Source organism: Gordonia malaquae NBRC 108250 (assembly GCF_000344135.1).
Classification (GTDB): Bacteria; Actinomycetota; Actinomycetes; order Mycobacteriales; family Mycobacteriaceae; genus Gordonia; species Gordonia malaquae.
Window position 1 is genome coordinate 1 of sequence record NZ_BAOP01000026.1, and the last position, 16,012, is coordinate 16,012.

The window sequence follows — 16,012 nt, forward strand, 5'->3', positions numbered from 1 at the left end:
TATTGCGGCCAAGGACCTTTCGACTCGCAAGCTCGCTCAAGGAGCAGTGAGAGGCCGTGCTCGGGAGCGGGGAACTGTGCGCGAAGAGCAGTGGTCAGCGGGAGGGGAGGGCGGGCTCCGGGACGTCGTCGACCTCAGCGTCGGGCTCTGCGCTGGGGATGTCGGTGCCGCGGAGGGAGGCTCCCGCAGTCTCCTTCAGGAAGTACAGGGCGACCATTCCGATCACACAGGCGGCCATCATGTACGCGGCGGGGAAGAGGTGCCAGCCGGTGTCGCCGACCACCCAGTCGTTCACCAGGGGAGCGGTGCCACCGAAGGCGGCCGTCGACACGTTGTACGAGATCGCAAAACCCGCGTAGCGAACGTGGGTCGGGAACATGGCGGGGAACGTCGCCGAGATCGTCGCCAGCTGCGGGATGTAGAGCAGTCCGAGCACCACGAAGCCGACGATCGCCCACGCGAAACCCTGCCCCATCAGCCAGTACATCGGCAACGCGAACACGAACAACCCGATCAGCGACGCCCACCACATGGGTTTGCGGCCCGTCGAGTCCGACCAGCGGCCGAACACGGGGATCATCAGCATCATGAGGACCTGGCCGATGAGGACCACCCACGAACCGCCCGACTCCGACAGCCCGATCGTGTTCTTCAAATAGTCCGGTTGGTACGCGAGCAGCGTGTAATTGGCGACGTTCAACGCCACGACCATGCCGAACATGATGAGGATCGGACGCCAGTAGCCGACGATCGCCGTCTTCAAGAGTTCAAGGCCCGATGGTTCGCGCTTGCGCTTGCGATCCACTTCGGCGAAGACCGGCGGATCGTCCAACTGCGACCGCAGGTAGAGGCCGACGAGGCCGAGCGGGAGGGCGACGAGGAACGGAATGCGCCAGCCCCACGACGCCATCTGGTCCTCGTCGAGGATCGAGTTCAACAGCAGGACGAACGCGGTGCCGGCCGAGAGGCCCGCCATCGTGCCGAACTCGAGGAAACTGCCGAAACGGCCGCGCTTGCGGTCGGGCGCATACTCGGCCATGAACGTCGCGGCCCCGCCGTATTCGCCGCCTGTCGAGAATCCCTGAATCACGCGAAGCAGGATGAGGAGGGCGGGCGCCCAGACGCCGATCGACGCGTGCGTCGGAAGCAGGCCGATCAATGCGGTGGCAAGGGAGATCAGCAGGATCGTCAATGCGAGGACGTGTTTGCGTCCCACCTTGTCGCCGATCGGCCCCCACACGAAACCGCCGAGCGGTCGGAGAAGGAACGAGACGGCGAAACCGAGCATCGTGCCCGTCGTTCCCCACGCTCCGGGAAAGAACGCCTGGGTGAGATATGTGGTGGTGGCGGCGTAGACGCCGTAGTCGTACCACTCGGTCGCATTGCCGATCGCGGATGCGGCGATCGCTTTGCGGACCATGGTGGCCGGTGGTGCTCCGAAGTCCTTGGTGGACGGCGAGTCTGTCATTCTGGTTCGTCGATTCGTGCTCGAGGAGTCGATGTCTCCGGGTCAGGTGGACTCAGGTCTCGCGGCCGCGCGCGGCACGGCGGTTACCACTTCCTGACGGTCCTCGAGGGACGGTTGACAGACGGAGCGTGTACTCCGAACGGACTACATCCACACCTAGCATGTCTGTTCGACGATGGGAAACCCGCTGTCGACCGTCCGGCCCCGCTAACAGGCGGTTCACGCAGGTGAGAAGGTGTCTGGCACCTCTCCTTCGCGGATCGGGCAACGGGTCTCGGAGTAGATCGTCGGCATGCACAGATTGCAGTGCACACAGCGCGAAACCGTCGAAGCGTCCTCCTGGATCCGCAGCGGCAGATCTGGCTCGCGGAGCAGTGCGCGTCCCATCGCGACGAACTCGAATCCGGAGTCGAGCGCCGTCTGCATCGAGGCTCGATCGGTGATGCCGCCGAGAAGGATCAGCGGGAGCGACACCGACTTGCGGAGCTCTGCGGCCAGTGGGAGCAGGTAGGCGTCCCGATAGGGGTAGTGCTTCAAGAACACCGGGCCGACGGCCTTCATGCCGGTTCGGATGGGTCCCTTCATGGCGTCGGCGAACTCGGCCAGCGGCGGTTTCCCGTGGAACAGGTACATCGGGTTGAGCAGCGAGCTGCCCGCCGTCGGCTCGATGGCGTCGATGAAGCCGTCGGCTTCGAAGAGCTGAGCCGTCTCGCATGCCTGGTCGACGTTGAAGCCGCTCCAGGGGCGGCCGCCTCGACCGCGGCCGGGCTTGCCGACGCCGTCGAACATGTTCAACTTGGCCCAGACCGCGGCTTCGTCGCCGACGGCGCCGCGCACGGCTTCGAGGACTTCACGGGCCAGGCGTGCTCGATTGACCACCGAGCCGCCGTATCCGTCGCGGCGGTGATTCAGCAGCGGGGACAGGAACGAGCTGATCAGGTAGTTGTGGCCGCAGTGCACCTCGAGTGCGTCGAACCCGCAGTCGACGGCGAGACGTGCGGCGTCGACGAAGTTCTGCGTGACGCGTTTGATGTCGTCGGCGTCGACCTTCGCCGTGGCCGACATGCCCATCGGCGCCGGGATGCGGCCGGGGCCGAGTGCCTTGGCCCGGTTGGAGATGGAGTTCGCGACGGGACCCGCGTGGCCGAGCTGTGCCGCGGCGAGAGCGCCCTCGGAGTGGATTGCATCAGTGAGACGTCGCAGGCCGTCGGCCGCTTCGGGGACCATCAGGATCTGATGCCTGTCGGTCCGCCCCTCCGGCGCTACAGCGCAGTACGCGACCGTGCTGATGCCGACCCCGCCCGCAGCGGTCTCGCGATGGAACTCGATCAGTTCGTCGGTCACCAGGGCGTCGGGTGTGCGCCCTTCGAAGGTCGCGCACTTGATCAGCCTGTTGCGCGGGGTGATCGGGCCGAGCTGCGCCGGTGCGAACGGGTCGACGGTGGAGAGGTCGAGGGTCATCGGGGTCCTTCGGTCGAAGTGGGGGCGGGGCCGGACAGGCCCGCGGTCAGGAAGTCGGCGAGTGCGGCGACTGTCGCGGTGCTCACCGGTGTGGGGTTGGACAGTTCGGTGATCAAGACGGTGAAGGCGAACCGCCACCGGCGTCGCGCGGTGGCCTCGTCGACGTCGACGACTCGTCGCAGGAGCGCCACCCACACCTCGGTGCGGAACCAAGTGTCGGTCCAGTCGAGGTCACCGTGCGTGAGGACGAACCTTCCGAGCAATCGGAGGTGTCGGGCCAGTGCGGGATCCTCGGCCAGGCGCGTCACCGGTTCGAGAATCCTGTCGACGATCTCCCCGACGGAGGTGTCTCGAGTGCTCAGCTCGGTGAGAGGGTCGGCCCAGACCGGCCCGAGACGCTCCTGCAGCAGGGTGGTGACCAATCCCTCACGTGAACCGAAGTGGTAGTGGACTGCCGCCGGGTTCACTCCGGCCTCAGAGCACACCGCACGTACTTTGAGCTGCTCGTACGGTGTGCTCTCGAGGATTCGCTCGGCCGCGTCGAGCAGTCGGGTGCGTGTCACGTCAGTGGCCATGAGGTGCAGTACATCACGTTTCAATCAACGTTTCAATCATTGATTGAAAGTTCCTCGGTGGAGCGACGACGCGACTGGTCGATGCGCGTTAGGCTGGACGCCGTGGCTGAACATTTTCAAACAGTTGTCCTGGGAGCCGGCCCCGGTGGGTACGTGGCCGCGATCCGGTCCGCCCAGCTGGGCATGAAGACCGCCGTCATCGAAGAGAAGTGGTGGGGCGGTGTCTGTCTGAACGTCGGATGCATCCCCTCCAAGGCGCTGCTCCGCAACGCTGAACTCGCTCACGTCTTCAATCACGAAGCCAAGACCTTCGGGATCAGCGGAGAGGTGTCGTTCGACTTCGGCGCCGCCTTCGACCGCTCCCGCCAGGTGTCCGACGGCATCGTCAAGGGCGTCCACTTCCTCATGAAGAAGAACGGCATCACCGAGATCGACGGCTACGGCGTGTTCACCGACGCCAAGACCATCAAGGTCGGCGACCGCGAGATCACGTTCGACAACGTCATCATCGACACAGGTTCCACTGTCCGCCTCCTGCCGGGCGTGGAGCTCAGCGAGAACGTCGTCACCTACGAGACGCAGATCCTCACCCGCGACCTCCCGAAGTCGATCGTCATCGTCGGCGCGGGCGCGATCGGCATGGAGTTCGGCTACGTCCTCGCCAACTACGGCGTCGACGTCACCATCGTCGAGTTCATGCCGCGCATCCTCCCGAACGAAGACGCCGATGTCTCCAAGGAGATGACGAAGGCATACAAGAAGCTCGGCGTGAAGATCATGACCGGCACCGGCGTCCAGACCGTGGACGATCAGGGTAGCCAGGTCGTCGTCACATACAAGGACGCCAAGGGCAATGACGGCAGCCTGACCGTCGACAAGGTCCTCATGTCCGTCGGCTTCGCGCCGCGAGTCGAGGGCTTCGGTCTCGAGACCACCGGCGTGGCACTGACCGACCGCGGCGCCATCGCGATCGACGACCACATGCGCACCAACGTCGAAGGTATCTACGCGATCGGCGATGTGACCGCGAAGCTGCAGCTCGCGCACGTCGCCGAGGCCCAGGGCGTGGTCGCCGCCGAGACGATGGCCGGAGCTGAGACCATGACACTCGGCGACTACCGCATGATGCCGCGCGCCACGTTCTGCCAGCCGCAGGTCGCGTCGTTCGGTCTCACCGAGGAGCAGGCCAAGGCCGAAGGGTATGACGTCAAGGTCACCAAGTTCCCGTTCAGCGCCAACGGCAAGGCGCAGGGCCTCGCCGCGCCGGCAGGCTTCGTCAAGCTGATCACCGACGGGACCAACGACGAACTGATCGGCGGTCACCTGGTCGGCGACAACGTCTCCGAGATGCTGCCCGAGCTCACTCTCGCGCAGAAGTGGGACCTGACCGCCAAGGAACTCGCCCGCAACGTCCACACGCATCCGACGATGAGTGAGGCCCTGCAGGAGACCTTCCACGGCGCGATCGGCCACATGATCAACCTGTAGCGCACAGCGCTGAAACGACGTCGGCACTCGTACCGGGCTCAGAGCCCAGTACGAGTGCCGACGTCGTTTCAGATCAGCGGAGTGGGTCGAAACCGGTGAGCGCCGAGGGGGTGACTCCCGTGCAGATGGTCTCCGCGAGGAGGCGGCCAGTGGCCGGACCGAGGGTCATGCCCTCCATCGCGTGGCCGCCCGCGACGAACACCCGGGGCGAGCGGGTGCGGCCGACGATCGGCAGACCGTCCTGTGTGCACGGCCGTGAACCGACCCATTCCTCGCGACGGTCGTCGAGCGATACACCCCGCAGCAGGGGACGGACCGATTCGACGATCGCCCCGATACGGCGCTGGTCGACGGGATCTCCATGTCGACCGAACTCCATCATCCCGGCGATCCGCATGCGGTCGCCGAGCGGAGTGCAGACCACGGACGACCCCGGGAAGTACACCGGACCCGGGGGCAGGTCGTCGACGTCCACTGCGAAGCTGTAACCGCGACCTGCACGGACGCGGGTGGTGACGCCGTACTGCTTGGTGAGGGCGGGGAGTCCGACGCCGGTCGCCACGACGACCGAGTCGAACGACTCGTCCATCGTCGGTCCGGCGATCCGGACTCGCACACCACGATCGTCGACGCTGGTGATCGTGGTCCCGGTGCGGAGAGTGCCCCCACGGGCGACGAACGAGTCGGCGACAGCGGCGACGTAATCCGGCGGGTTCAAGAACCGCTGGCCGCGGAGCACCAACGCACCGCGAATCTTCTCGGTCAGCATGGGCGCGCGGGCGCGGGCCTCGTCGGCCGAGATGAGGTCGATGTCGACCTGCTGGCCGAGCGAGGTGATCTTCCGTCCCTCGTCGACCATGCCCTGCGGTCCTGCCGGGTCGGTGTAGGCGAACAGGAAGTCGTCTGCGGCCTCGATGGGGCCGTCGACGCCGCCGTCGGCCATCGCGTCGAATGCGTCGAGGGCCTCCCGGTTGATCTCGGCGAGAGCACGCACCCCGGCCTTCCACCGAGCGGTGGTGCTGTTGCGCGCCATCCGGGCGAGGAACCCGAAGAGCTTCGGGTCGGGCCGCGGCGGGATGTACAACGGCGACGTCGGGCTGAGCAGGCTGCGAAGTCCGTAGGTCAGCATCGACGGATCGGTGAGCGGAGTGGAGAGCGTCGGGGTGATCCATCCGGCGTTGCCCCAGGAGGCGCCTGCCGCCGGGCCGACGGAGTCGACGACTGTCACGTCGACTCCGTGATCCTGGAGGAACCACGCTGTGGACAGGCCGACCATCCCGGCGCCGACGACGGCGACGGATGTGGGCGCGGCGGTCACTGCTTCGCGTCCGCGGTTGCGCGGGCCGCGATGCGCGGCTTGATGCCCCAGTGGTAGATCGCGTAGAACACGGGCACGCAGCCGAGTCCGAGGATCAACGACAGTCGTTGGGTGGCGTCGAACGCCATGGACACGAACACGACGCCGTTCATGAGAATCACGAGTATCGGGGTCAGCGGGAACATCGGAGCGGCGTAGGGGAGATCCTTCACGTCGCCGCCGTTCTTCACGTACTGCCGACGGAACCGGTACTGCGACAGGGCGATCGTCATCCAGCACAGGGCGCCGCCGACGCCGCTGACGGAGATCAGGAAGACGAACACGGTGTCCGCGGCCACGAACTCGGTCATGAGCGACAGCAGACCGAACAACAGTGTGAAGAGCAGGCCCCACACAGGGATGCCGCGCTTGGTGGTGACGCCGAAGACGCGGGGCGCGGCCTTCTCCTGGGCGAGGGACCACAGGATGCGCGTGCACATGTACAGGCCGGTGTTGCCGACCGACAGGATGGCCACCAGGATGACGAAATTCATGATGCCCGCGGCGTAGGGGATGCCGATGGCCTTGAAGACGGTGACGAACGGACTCTCGTCGAGGCCGAGCTGCTCCCACGGGATGAGGGCGATCAGGATGAGGATCGAGCCCAGGTAGAGGAACACCAGGCGGAAGACGATGGTGCGGACGGCCTTCGGGATCGCCTTGCGCGGATTCTCAGTCTCGCCTGCGACGACGCCCATCACTTCGGAGCCCATGAAGGTGTAGACGACGGTCATCATGGCGGCGAAGACGGCGCCGAACCCGACCGGGAAGAACCCGCCGTGTGCAGTGAAGTTGGTGAGGCCGGGAGCCTCGATGCCGTCCATCTTGATGACGCCGAAGATGGCCAGGAGGCCGAGGACGATGAAGGTGCCGACGGCGAGGACCTTGATGGCGGCCAGCGCGTACTCGGTTTCGGCGAACGACCGGGCGGTGAAGCAGTTCACGAGGAACAGCACGGCGATGAAGACGGCGGACCACACCCACGTCGGGGTGTCCGGGAACCAGAACTTCATGGTGATGCCGGCGGCAGTGAACTCGAGGCCGATGAACGAGGCCCAGCTGATCCAGTACACCCAGCCGATGGTGAAGCCGGTGCCGGGACCGATGTACTTGGTGGCGTGCGCCTGGAACGAACCGCTGACGGGCATGACCGCGGACATCTCGCCGAGGCAGACCATCGTCAGGTAGAGGAGGACGCCGCCGACGATGTACGCGACGATTGTTCCACCGGGGCCGGCGGAGCTGATGACCTCGCCCGTTCCGAGAAACAGGCCGGTGCCGATCACGCCGGCGAGGGTGATCATGAAGAGGTGGCGGCTCTTCATGACGCGTTTGAGGGCTGGACCTTCGGGCGTGTAGAACGGTTCGTTCACAGGTGAGCTCGGGGAGGGAGTCGCCGGTTCGTCTGAACCGGTCGTCGGGGCTATGGACACGGGGAATGTCTCCTGAAGTGTATGCGGGGGCCGTGCACGTTCGATGTGGTCTGGCAGCTACGCAAGTAGCTGACTATGTACTCAGTCAGCTATTAGAGAATGCGATGGCGGTCACATGTTTGTCAAGGCTTGCCGGGTGTCACATTTCGTGGCTGCGCATATCGGGCCCGTAGCATTGCCTGCGTGGCACGTATGACGAGAGACTCTGCCGAGCGGCGCGAAGGGATCCTCAGGGCGACCCTCGACATGATCAAAGAGGGTGGGATCGATCGTGTCCGCGGCGCCGACGTGGCCAAGCGGGTCGGCGTCAGCGTCGGACTGGTGTTCTACCACTTCGACAATCTGGAGACGTTGATCGTCGAGGCTCTGACCTACGCCGCCAATCGGGACATCGAGCATCGGGACGCGGCGCTGGCTGCGTCCTCGTCGGACGTGACCGAGCGGTTGCACACGATGCTTCGCGAATACGGCCCCTCGGGATCGGAGTTCGGGTGGCGTCTCTGGGTGCAGGCGTGGTCGGCGAGTCTGCGCGACCCGACGCTCCGTCGGGTGGTTCACGATCTCGATGAGGGGTGGCGCGCGGTGATCGTCGGCATCATCGACGAGGGCGTCGAGCAGGGTGTCTTCGCCTGTCCCGATCCGGTCGCCGCAACGTGGCGCCTCACCTCGATGCTCGACGGCCTAGCGGTTCAGCACGTGGTGTTCGACGACACCGTCACCGTCGCGCAGATCCGCGACTGGACTCAGGTGGCGTTGAGTCGCGAACTCGGCATCTGACGTCGTCTCGGCGATGGGGGTTGCGTCACCGCTGTGATCGGTGCCATACTGACTAAGTACTCAGTCAAGCGTTGGTTCCATGCAGTCACGAACTGTTCCGAGTCGACGTCACCGTCGACCCCCGTCACGCCCAGGAGCGATACATGTCCCTGACACTCCCCAATGCGATCGACGCCTCCGCAGGCGCTCGCGACGACAACGCCTTCTTCGAGATCGTCTGGCACGACACCGAGAGTGACGCCACCGGCTATGTGGTCATCGACCAGCTGGTGCGCGGTGTCTCCTCCGGCGGTCTGCGCATGCGCGCCGGCTGCACCCTCGACGAGGTGCGCGGCCTGGCTCGCGGCATGACCCTCAAGGAGGGCGTCCACTACGAGCCCGGAGCCCGCTACGTTCCGCTCGGCGGCGCCAAAGGCGGAATCGACTTCGATCCGTACAGCCCCGAGGCGGACGGCGTCCTCCGCCGCTTCCTGCAGGCCACTGCACCGATCATCGACACCCGGTGGACCATGGGCGAAGACTTCGGCGTCCAGCAGACCACCATCGACCGCCTCCTCCCCGAGGTGGGACTTCGCAGCTCGATTCAGGCCGCCGAGCGGGTCGTCGGCGATCCCGAAGCCGCGCGCGGCCGCATGGCCACGGCGTTCAACAGCGTCGTCGACGGCGTGAGCCTCGACGAGTTGGTCGGCGGCTACGGCGTGGCCAAAGCCGCCCTCGCCGCGATGGCCCGTCGCGACATGGCGCCCGCCGACACCACCGCGGTGATCCAGGGCTTCGGCTCGATGGGCGGCGCGACGGCTCGTTACCTCGCCGAGGTCGGCGTCCGTGTCGTGGGCATCGTCGACGTCGAAGGCGTGGTCTACAACGAAGCCGGCCTCGACGTGGAAGAACTGCTCCTCACACGCAGCGCCAAGGGCAACGTCGACCGCACCAAGCTCCGCGACGGCGACCGCTGCCTGGACTCGTCGGAGTGGCTCTCGATCGACGCCGACGTGCTCGTCCCCGCCGCCATCTCGTACTGCATCAACGACGGCAACCAGGATCAGATCCGCGCCCGCCTCGTGGTCGAAGCGGCGAACATGCCGGTCACTCCGGAAGCCGAGGAACTCCTCCGAGCGCGCGGCGTCGAGGTCTCGCCCGACTTCGTCGCCAACTCGGCGACCAACGCCTGGTGGTGGTGGGTCTTCTTCGGCGACGTCGACGGCACTCCCGAGCAGTCGTTCGTCAAGATCAACAGCCGCATCACCGCGCTGAGCGACGAGATGTTCGACATCGCCGACACCGAGGGAGTCTCCCTCCGCGCCGCCGCGTTCGAGATGGCCTCGCGCAAGCTGTCGGCGATCTCCGACGAGTTCCCGATCTACTGAGCCGGCTCCCCGGTCTCCGACTTCACAGAGAGTTCAGATATCCATGTCAGCTAGTGTTCTCCGCTCGGGAGGCGGCGCCGTCGTCGACGCGCTGGTCGCTCACGGTGTCGACACCGTCTTCGGCATCCCCGGCACGCACAACCTCGCGATCTACGCTGCGCTCGAGGCGTCGTCGATCAAGCACGTCACTCCCCGCCACGAGCAGGGAGCCGGTTACGCGGCCGACGGCTATGCACGACTGTCCGGCCGACCGGGCGTAGTCGTGACGACCACCGGCCCGGCGATCCTCAACGCGTCGGCTGCTGCGGCGCAGGCGTACTCGGACTCGGTCCCGGTCCTGTTCATCGCGCCCGGCATGCCGTCGGATCATCCGAGCGGATACAACGGCCTGCTGCACGAGGTGCGCAGCCAGATCGACGCGATGTCGGCAGTCGTCGCACACGCGCAGCGCGTGACCAGCGTCGCGGAGATCCCGCACGCCGTCGCGCAGTGCTTCGCCGCGATGACCACCGGGCGTCCGCGTCCGGCATACCTGGAGATCCCGCTCGACCTGCTCGAAGCGCAGGCAGAGGTCGTGGCGGAGGCTCCGGTCGTCGTGCCGTCGATCGTCCCGGCGGAGTCGGTCGTCGCCGCTGCAGCCGAGGTGATCGCGTCCGCGCAGCGCCCGTTGATCGTTGCGGGCGGCGGCGCGAGCCGTGCTACCGCGGAAGTGTTGGCCTTCGCCGAGAAGCTCGACGCGCCGGTCGTCACGACGGCCAACGGCAAGGCGGTCGTCCGTGAGGACCACCCGCTGGCACTGGGCGCGGGTGTGCCGCTCGAGGTGACTCTCGATCTGGTCCGCGACTGCGACGTCGTCGTCGCCGTCGGCACCGAACTGGCGCCGGCCGACTGGTGGTGGGGCCCGATGCCTGCGACCCGTCTGGTTCGCATCGACATCGATCCGCTTGCGGTCGCGACCAACGCGATCCCCGAGGTGGCAGTGGTCGGCGACGCCGCGGCGGTCCTCGCCGATCTCACCGAGCGGCTCGCCCCGGTGACCGGCAGGGCTGACAGCGGCGCCGACCGCGCGGCCGCGTGGCGTCCCAGGCTCATCGAGGACGCACGCACCATCGGTGCGGCGTACGTCGGACTCGCCGAGTCGCTCGCGGAGGTCCTCGACGACGACGCCGTGATCGTCGCCGATCAGACGATGTCGTGCTACTACGGCCTGATGGGCAACTTGCCGCGCTACGCGCCGCGGTCGTTCATGTACCCGTCGGGTCTCGGCACCCTCGGGTACTCGCTTCCCGCGGGCATCGGTGCGATGGTGTCGACGCCCGGTCGACAGGTGGTCGCGGTGATCGGCGACGGCGGCGTGATGTTCTCGCTGCCCGAGCTCGCAACCGCGGCCCAGGCGGGAATCGCCCTGCCCGTGGTGGTCGTCGACAACGGCGGATATGGAGAGATCCGCAACGAGATGGTGGACCGGGACGAGACGCCGATCGCGGTGGACCTTCCGACGCCGGACTTCGCCGGTGTCGCTCGGGCCCTGGGCTGTCACGGTGTCGACGCCGCGTCGTACGCGGAGGTCGGCCCGGCCGTCCGCGCCGCCTTCGCCGCCGACCGCCCGACGCTGATCTACGTGCGCGAGCCCGCCATCTGATCGGCTCGACAACAGGCCCGGAACCTCGTGGGAGGTTCCGGGCCTTTCGTGTACCCGGCGGCACGCTTCGACTCACTCCGTTCGCTCAACGAGCAGTGGGCGGAGTCTCGCGGGCGCGCTTCGACTCACTGAATGAGGCGGGGTGTTTCCCTGCTCCTTGAGCGAACGGAGTGAGTCGAAAGGTCGCTCGCCGCTGATCTGCTCCCGGGAGCCGTCGGTCTGGTCGGCTCAAAACCTCAAGGCCCGGAACCTCGTCATGAGGTTCCGGGCCTTTCGCGTGAGGACGTGCAGGTCACACGTCGGCAGTGGAGGTCCGGACCGCGGGCGAGTAGAGCCCGAGCCCGGCCGGGATCACCACCGCGCGCGTCAGGACGTAGTGCGTCAGCCCTGCGACGATGAATGACGGTACAGACGCCGTCGTGTACTTGAAGATGCTCGCCGGCTCGTACGTGATCGGGTTGAGGAGCATGCAGTACACCAGAACGCCGAGTCCGACCGATGCGAAGGCGCAGATGTTCACGCCGCGCCAATAGCCGTATCCCGAGTCCCGCGTGTCAGCGTAGAGCTGGCGGACATCCAGGCGACCCCGCCGCAGGACGAAGTAGTCGACGATCTGGACCCCGCACAGCGGCGCGAGGAACAGTGCGCCCCACGACAGGAACTGGCTGTAGTTGTCGTAGACCGCCTGGGGGAAGAAGACGAGGATCACGGCTGGGCCGAGGATCACGGTGATGAGCACTGGCCAGGAGATACCGCGCAGGAGTCGGCCTCCGCCGCCGCGGAGGGCGACCATCGAGGCGTAACCCTGGGACAGGATGGCGGTGATGTTCGCGAGCGCGACGACGAAGAGCGCAAGCACGCCGAATGTGCTGCCGATGAGAGGGATCATCCACTCCGTCGGGTCTTCCAACTTGAGGGTCAGTGCTGCGAAGACGCCGACCACCGCCGAGACGACGGACGCGCCGAAGATGCCGAGGAAGTTCGGCCAGAAGGCAGACCGAGACGTCCTTGTGAGACGTGCGAGATTGCCCATGTTCGGCCACCATGCGAACCCTCCAGCGATGTTGATCTCGATGGCCAGCATGAAACTGACGTGTGAGTCCTCCGCCGGTTCGAGCGGTGCGAGGGACGCGATGTGGTCCCAGGTGTCGCGGCGCAGCACCATGATGAGGATCGCGATGATGATCAGGATGAGCAGCGGTGCGATCACCTGACAGACGCGTTCGACCGAGACCGGGCCCCGCGACAGGATGAGCCACGAGACCACGACGGCGCCGACCGCGATGATCGACAGCGCCGTGCTCGAATCTGACAGTTGCCACCCGAACATGTGACTGAGTGCGTTGACCATTCCGTGGCCGAGCATGATGGCGAGGACGGCGGACCACGCGGCTGCGAGCAGAGTGGACATGAAGACCATGACCACTCGGGCGCCGACGCTGCCGAAAACACTGCGCAGCCCGATGAATTGCTCCACCCCGTACTTGGCCGAGGGCAGGCACGGTGCCAACGCTACGAAGAAGACGGCGATTCCGTAACCGATCGCGATCGTCGCAATGGCCTGCTTCGCGCCGACGTAGTAGGCGACCGCCGCGCCCTGCAGGAACGCCCAGGTTGCGACGGCGAGGCCGATGTTCACGACTGAGTAGTCCCAGAATCCCCAGATGCGCTCCCGTCGAGTCAACGGCAGCTCGTTCAGAGTCGCGTCGTCGACGTCGGGCCGGTTCTCGGTGATGACAGTGTCCTCGGTGACGGCTTTTCGAGAGCGCATCAGAGGCACCACCAGAGGAGGAGAAGGGTGCCGGCTGCAAGTCCGACCGCGCACAGCACGATGTCGCGCAGCGGAAGGTCGGGGAGGATCATCCCGTTGTCCTCAGGGGACTCCAAGAGTTGGAGGCGGCGCTCGAGCTCGGTGTCGAATGCATCGGTTGACATAGACGGCCTTTCTGACTGACGAACCAGTTAAGACACTTTGTGCTTCACCTCACATGCTTGTCAAGACTGGATCCAGGTCACGAATTTGATTGACTGGTCCGTCAGTTAATGCGACGATGGGGCCCATGTCATACTCCGAAAGCGTTCACGCAGACGTCGTCGCCAAGGTTGAGGTCGCTATCATCGGCGCAGGTTACGCGGGATTGTCGGCCGCGCTGAGTCTCGTCGACGCGGGCATCGAGACGATCGTTCTCGAAGGCTCGGATCGAGTCGGTGGTCGCACGTTGTCCGAGGTTCGCCCCACCGGAGTAGTCGTTGACCACGGCGGCCAGTGGGTGGGCCCTACACAGACTCGGTTGCTCGCGCTCGCGAATCGATTCGGTGTCGAGACGTTCCCGACCTACTGGGCCGGTGATCACCTGGAGATATGGGCGGACAGTCGAGTGAATCGCTACCGCGGTGCAGGTCCGGACGAAGGTGACGGGCTGCATGAGTACGAGGAGCACATCACAGTGCTCGACGCGCTTGCGTCGACCATCGATCTGCAGAATCCCCCGGCGTCGCCCGGAGCGGATCTGCTCGACGACGAGTCCGTCGCGTCGTACCTACGCCGCGAGGTGCCGAACGAAGGAGCGCGTCGCCGTTTCGCTCTTGCGGTGGAAGGTGTCTGGGCATGCGAGCCGGGGCATGTCTCGATGCTTCACTTCCTCTTCTACATCGCAGCCGCGGGCAGCTTCGACGAACTGATGGAGACCGACGGATGCGCGCAGGACTCCCGGTTCGTCGGTGGCGCTCAGGCGCCGGCGATCGCCGCGGCAGCGTACCTCGGTGATCGGGTCCGTCTCGGTCACCGAGCGGATCGAGTGGTCGTTCACGATGACGGTGTGCTCATCGAGACGACTGGAGGCGTCGTGCGGGCCGACCGGCTGATCGTCACTCTGCCTCCGCAGGCTGCAGGAGCGCTCCGGTTCGACCCGCCGCTGCCGCCGGCGAAGGCGAGGTTCGTCGATCGGAGTGTGATGGGTGACGTCGCGAAGGTCCACGTGACGTACCCGGAGCCGTTCTGGCGTGCGGAGGGACTCAGCGGTCAGGCGACAATCTATGACGAGCGGGAGACCGGCGTCGTCTTCGACAACTCCCCCAATGATGCGAGCTCGGGTGTGCTCGTCGCGTTCGTTTACGGTCGTCGCGTGGACCCGTGGGCGACGCTCGACGCCGACGCGCGACGGGCGTCGATTCTGGCCACGCTCACCGAACTGTTCGGCGCACGCGCGCAGGAACCGATCGACTACGTCGAAAAGATCTGGTCGATCGATCCGTGGATCCGCGGCGCGTACGCGGCCAACCCGACACCGGGCGCGTGGACAGCGTACGGAGAGAAGGGATGGCGACGTCCCACCGGTCGCATCCACTGGGCGGGGTCGGAGACGTCGAGTGTCTGGAACGGATACATCGATGGAGCGATCGCGTCTGGGCAGCGAGCTGCGCAGGAGATCCTCGACCGCCGCGCGTAGGCGGCACGCTTCGACTCACTTCGTTCGCTCAACGAGCAGTAATGGAGCTCCGTTCGCTCAATGGGCAGAAGGAGCTCCGTTCGCAAAGCCGGCAGGAGCCCTGCTTGTTGCGCGAACGGAGGCGTTCCCCTGCTCCTTGAGCGAACGGAGGTGTTCCCCCTGCTCCTTGAGCGAACGGAGTGAGTCGAAAGGTCGTTCGCTGCTGGTCGTCTGATGTGGGTCGGTGTTGTATTCGGCGGCACGCTTCGACTCACTTCGTTCGCTCAACGAGCAGTGGGGCGGCACGCTTCGACTCACTCCGTTTCGCTCAACGAGCAGGGGGCGGAGCCGGTGAGTCGAAAGGTCCTTCGCCTGACTACAAAGTGATCGCGTCGAGGTAGGAGTCGATGCGCGCGATCATCCGGTCGAGAGGCATCTCGGGGGAGTGCATGAGGTTCTGGATGCTCATGCCGTCGATCATCGACACGAGAACGTCGGCGAACACGTCGGCGTCGCCCTCGATGATCTGACCGCGCTCCTGGCCGTGGACGACGAGGTCGCGCACGAGATCGCGCCACTGTCCGTACAGTCGGGCGTTGATCTCCTGAAGAGTCTCATCCCGCATGCCCTCGGCCCACAGCTCGGCCCACACGCGCCATGCACGGATCGACGCTTCGGTCACGGGCAGATTGCTGTGGGCCAGTGCCCGCAGGGTTGCCAGGGAGTCGGTCTGATCGCCTGCGAGCATCGCACGACGTCCTTCGATGGACCGCTCGTAGTTCAGCTCGAACGCAGCGTTGATCACGTCGCGTTTCGTGTCGAAGTAGTAGTGCACGGTGCCGGACGACACGCCGGCCCTCTTGGCGACGTCGGAGAGACGCAACGACTGCATTCCGCGGTCGGCGATCACTTCGCACGCCGCGGACAGGATCTGCTCGCGGCGCTCGGCCTCCACACTGGGACGTGCCACTGGTTACTCCTCAATCGAGCCGTCGTCGATGAATCCGACCCTACCC

The 16,012-nt window shown here is 65.9% G+C and carries 13 protein-coding genes; 5 read left to right on the forward strand and 8 right to left on the reverse strand.

Annotated features, from left to right (window positions below):
- Window positions 1–94: 94 nt before the first annotated feature.
- From GM1_RS15885 to GM1_RS15895, 3 genes are all read right to left on the reverse strand, one after another.
- Window positions 95–1,468 (reverse strand): MFS transporter, encoded by a 1,374-nt coding sequence (locus GM1_RS15885; protein ID WP_008380487.1) that lies wholly within the window; start codon window positions 1,466–1,468, stop codon window positions 95–97.
- A 219-nt stretch (window positions 1,469–1,687) separates the two neighbouring features.
- On the reverse strand, window positions 1,688–2,929 hold the full coding sequence (locus GM1_RS15890; protein ID WP_008380489.1) for an oxidoreductase: 1,242 nt from the start codon (window positions 2,927–2,929) through the stop codon (window positions 1,688–1,690).
- On the reverse strand, window positions 2,926–3,504 hold the full coding sequence (locus GM1_RS15895) for a TetR/AcrR family transcriptional regulator (protein WP_008380491.1): 579 nt from the start codon (window positions 3,502–3,504) through the stop codon (window positions 2,926–2,928). The genes GM1_RS15890 and GM1_RS15895 overlap by 4 nt, the downstream gene beginning before the upstream one ends.
- Window positions 3,505–3,585: 81 nt before the next feature.
- On the opposite strand from GM1_RS15895, the gene lpdA reads away from it, so the two are divergent.
- A complete protein-coding gene (gene lpdA, locus GM1_RS15900; RefSeq protein ID WP_081604302.1) occupies window positions 3,586–4,992 on the forward strand; it encodes a dihydrolipoyl dehydrogenase in 1,407 nt (468 codons plus the stop codon).
- 73 nt (window positions 4,993–5,065) lie between these two features.
- Here lpdA and GM1_RS15905 read toward each other — a convergent pair whose 3' ends face one another.
- On the reverse strand, window positions 5,066–6,310 hold the full coding sequence (locus tag GM1_RS15905) for an NAD(P)/FAD-dependent oxidoreductase (RefSeq protein ID WP_008380494.1): 1,245 nt from the start codon (window positions 6,308–6,310) through the stop codon (window positions 5,066–5,068).
- Window positions 6,307–7,674 carry an amino acid permease gene (locus tag GM1_RS15910; protein ID WP_052005440.1) on the reverse strand — a complete coding sequence of 456 codons (1,368 nt, stop codon included), beginning with the start codon at window positions 7,672–7,674 and terminating at the stop codon, window positions 6,307–6,309. Before GM1_RS15910 ends, GM1_RS15905 begins: the two co-directional genes overlap by 4 nt.
- A gap of 300 nt (window positions 7,675–7,974) precedes the next feature.
- On the opposite strand from GM1_RS15910, the gene GM1_RS15915 reads away from it, so the two are divergent.
- The 3 genes from GM1_RS15915 to GM1_RS15925 all read left to right on the forward strand — a co-directional run bounded on the left by GM1_RS15915 (window position 7,975) and on the right by GM1_RS15925 (window position 11,568).
- Complete coding sequence (locus GM1_RS15915; protein ID WP_008380497.1) at window positions 7,975–8,559, forward strand: TetR/AcrR family transcriptional regulator; 585 nt, start codon at window positions 7,975–7,977, stop codon at window positions 8,557–8,559.
- Window positions 8,560–8,702: 143 nt separating this feature from the next.
- The gene (locus GM1_RS15920; protein ID WP_008380498.1) at window positions 8,703–9,926 is read left to right on the forward strand and encodes a Glu/Leu/Phe/Val dehydrogenase dimerization domain-containing protein; all 1,224 of its coding nucleotides are present in this window, start codon (window positions 8,703–8,705) and stop codon (window positions 9,924–9,926) included.
- Window positions 9,927–9,969: 43 nt separating this feature from the next.
- On the forward strand, window positions 9,970–11,568 hold the full coding sequence (locus GM1_RS15925; protein ID WP_008380499.1) for a thiamine pyrophosphate-binding protein: 1,599 nt from the start codon (window positions 9,970–9,972) through the stop codon (window positions 11,566–11,568).
- Window positions 11,569–11,860: 292 nt separating this feature from the next.
- On the opposite strand, the gene GM1_RS15930 is transcribed toward GM1_RS15925, so the two are convergent.
- Window positions 11,861–13,339, reverse strand: a complete 1,479-nt coding sequence (locus GM1_RS15930; RefSeq protein ID WP_008380501.1) for a cytosine permease — start codon at window positions 13,337–13,339, stop codon at window positions 11,861–11,863.
- Complete coding sequence (locus tag GM1_RS22640; protein WP_008380502.1) at window positions 13,339–13,503, reverse strand: hypothetical protein; 165 nt, start codon at window positions 13,501–13,503, stop codon at window positions 13,339–13,341. The genes GM1_RS15930 and GM1_RS22640 overlap by 1 nt, the downstream gene beginning before the upstream one ends.
- Window positions 13,504–13,628: 125 nt before the next feature.
- Here GM1_RS22640 and GM1_RS15940 point away from each other — a divergent pair, with 125 nt between their 5' ends.
- The gene (locus tag GM1_RS15940) at window positions 13,629–15,017 is read left to right on the forward strand and encodes a flavin monoamine oxidase family protein (protein WP_008380504.1); all 1,389 of its coding nucleotides are present in this window, start codon (window positions 13,629–13,631) and stop codon (window positions 15,015–15,017) included.
- Window positions 15,018–15,372: 355 nt separating this feature from the next.
- On the opposite strand, the gene GM1_RS15945 is transcribed toward GM1_RS15940, so the two are convergent.
- Window positions 15,373–15,966, reverse strand: coding sequence for a TetR/AcrR family transcriptional regulator (locus tag GM1_RS15945; protein WP_008380506.1), 594 nt, complete (start codon window positions 15,964–15,966; stop codon window positions 15,373–15,375).
- Window positions 15,967–16,012 lie beyond the last annotated feature (46 nt).

Coding starts and splice junctions, on each gene's coding strand:
- GM1_RS15940 (WP_008380504.1), top strand. CDS start 13,629: ATGTCATACTCCGAAAGCGTTCACGCAGACGTCGTCGCCAAGGTTGAG.
- GM1_RS22640 (WP_008380502.1), bottom strand. CDS start 13,503: ATGTCAACCGATGCATTCGACACCGAGCTCGAGCGCCGCCTCCAACTC.
- lpdA (WP_081604302.1), top strand. CDS start 3,586: ATGCGCGTTAGGCTGGACGCCGTGGCTGAACATTTTCAAACAGTTGTC.
- GM1_RS15895 (WP_008380491.1), bottom strand. CDS start 3,504: ATGGCCACTGACGTGACACGCACCCGACTGCTCGACGCGGCCGAGCGA.
- GM1_RS15920 (WP_008380498.1), top strand. CDS start 8,703: ATGTCCCTGACACTCCCCAATGCGATCGACGCCTCCGCAGGCGCTCGC.
- GM1_RS15885 (WP_008380487.1), bottom strand. CDS start 1,468: ATGACAGACTCGCCGTCCACCAAGGACTTCGGAGCACCACCGGCCACC.
- GM1_RS15890 (WP_008380489.1), bottom strand. CDS start 2,929: ATGACCCTCGACCTCTCCACCGTCGACCCGTTCGCACCGGCGCAGCTC.
- GM1_RS15910 (WP_052005440.1), bottom strand. CDS start 7,674: ATGAAGAGCCGCCACCTCTTCATGATCACCCTCGCCGGCGTGATCGGC.
- GM1_RS15915 (WP_008380497.1), top strand. CDS start 7,975: ATGACGAGAGACTCTGCCGAGCGGCGCGAAGGGATCCTCAGGGCGACC.
- GM1_RS15930 (WP_008380501.1), bottom strand. CDS start 13,339: ATGCGCTCTCGAAAAGCCGTCACCGAGGACACTGTCATCACCGAGAAC.
- GM1_RS15925 (WP_008380499.1), top strand. CDS start 9,970: ATGTCAGCTAGTGTTCTCCGCTCGGGAGGCGGCGCCGTCGTCGACGCG.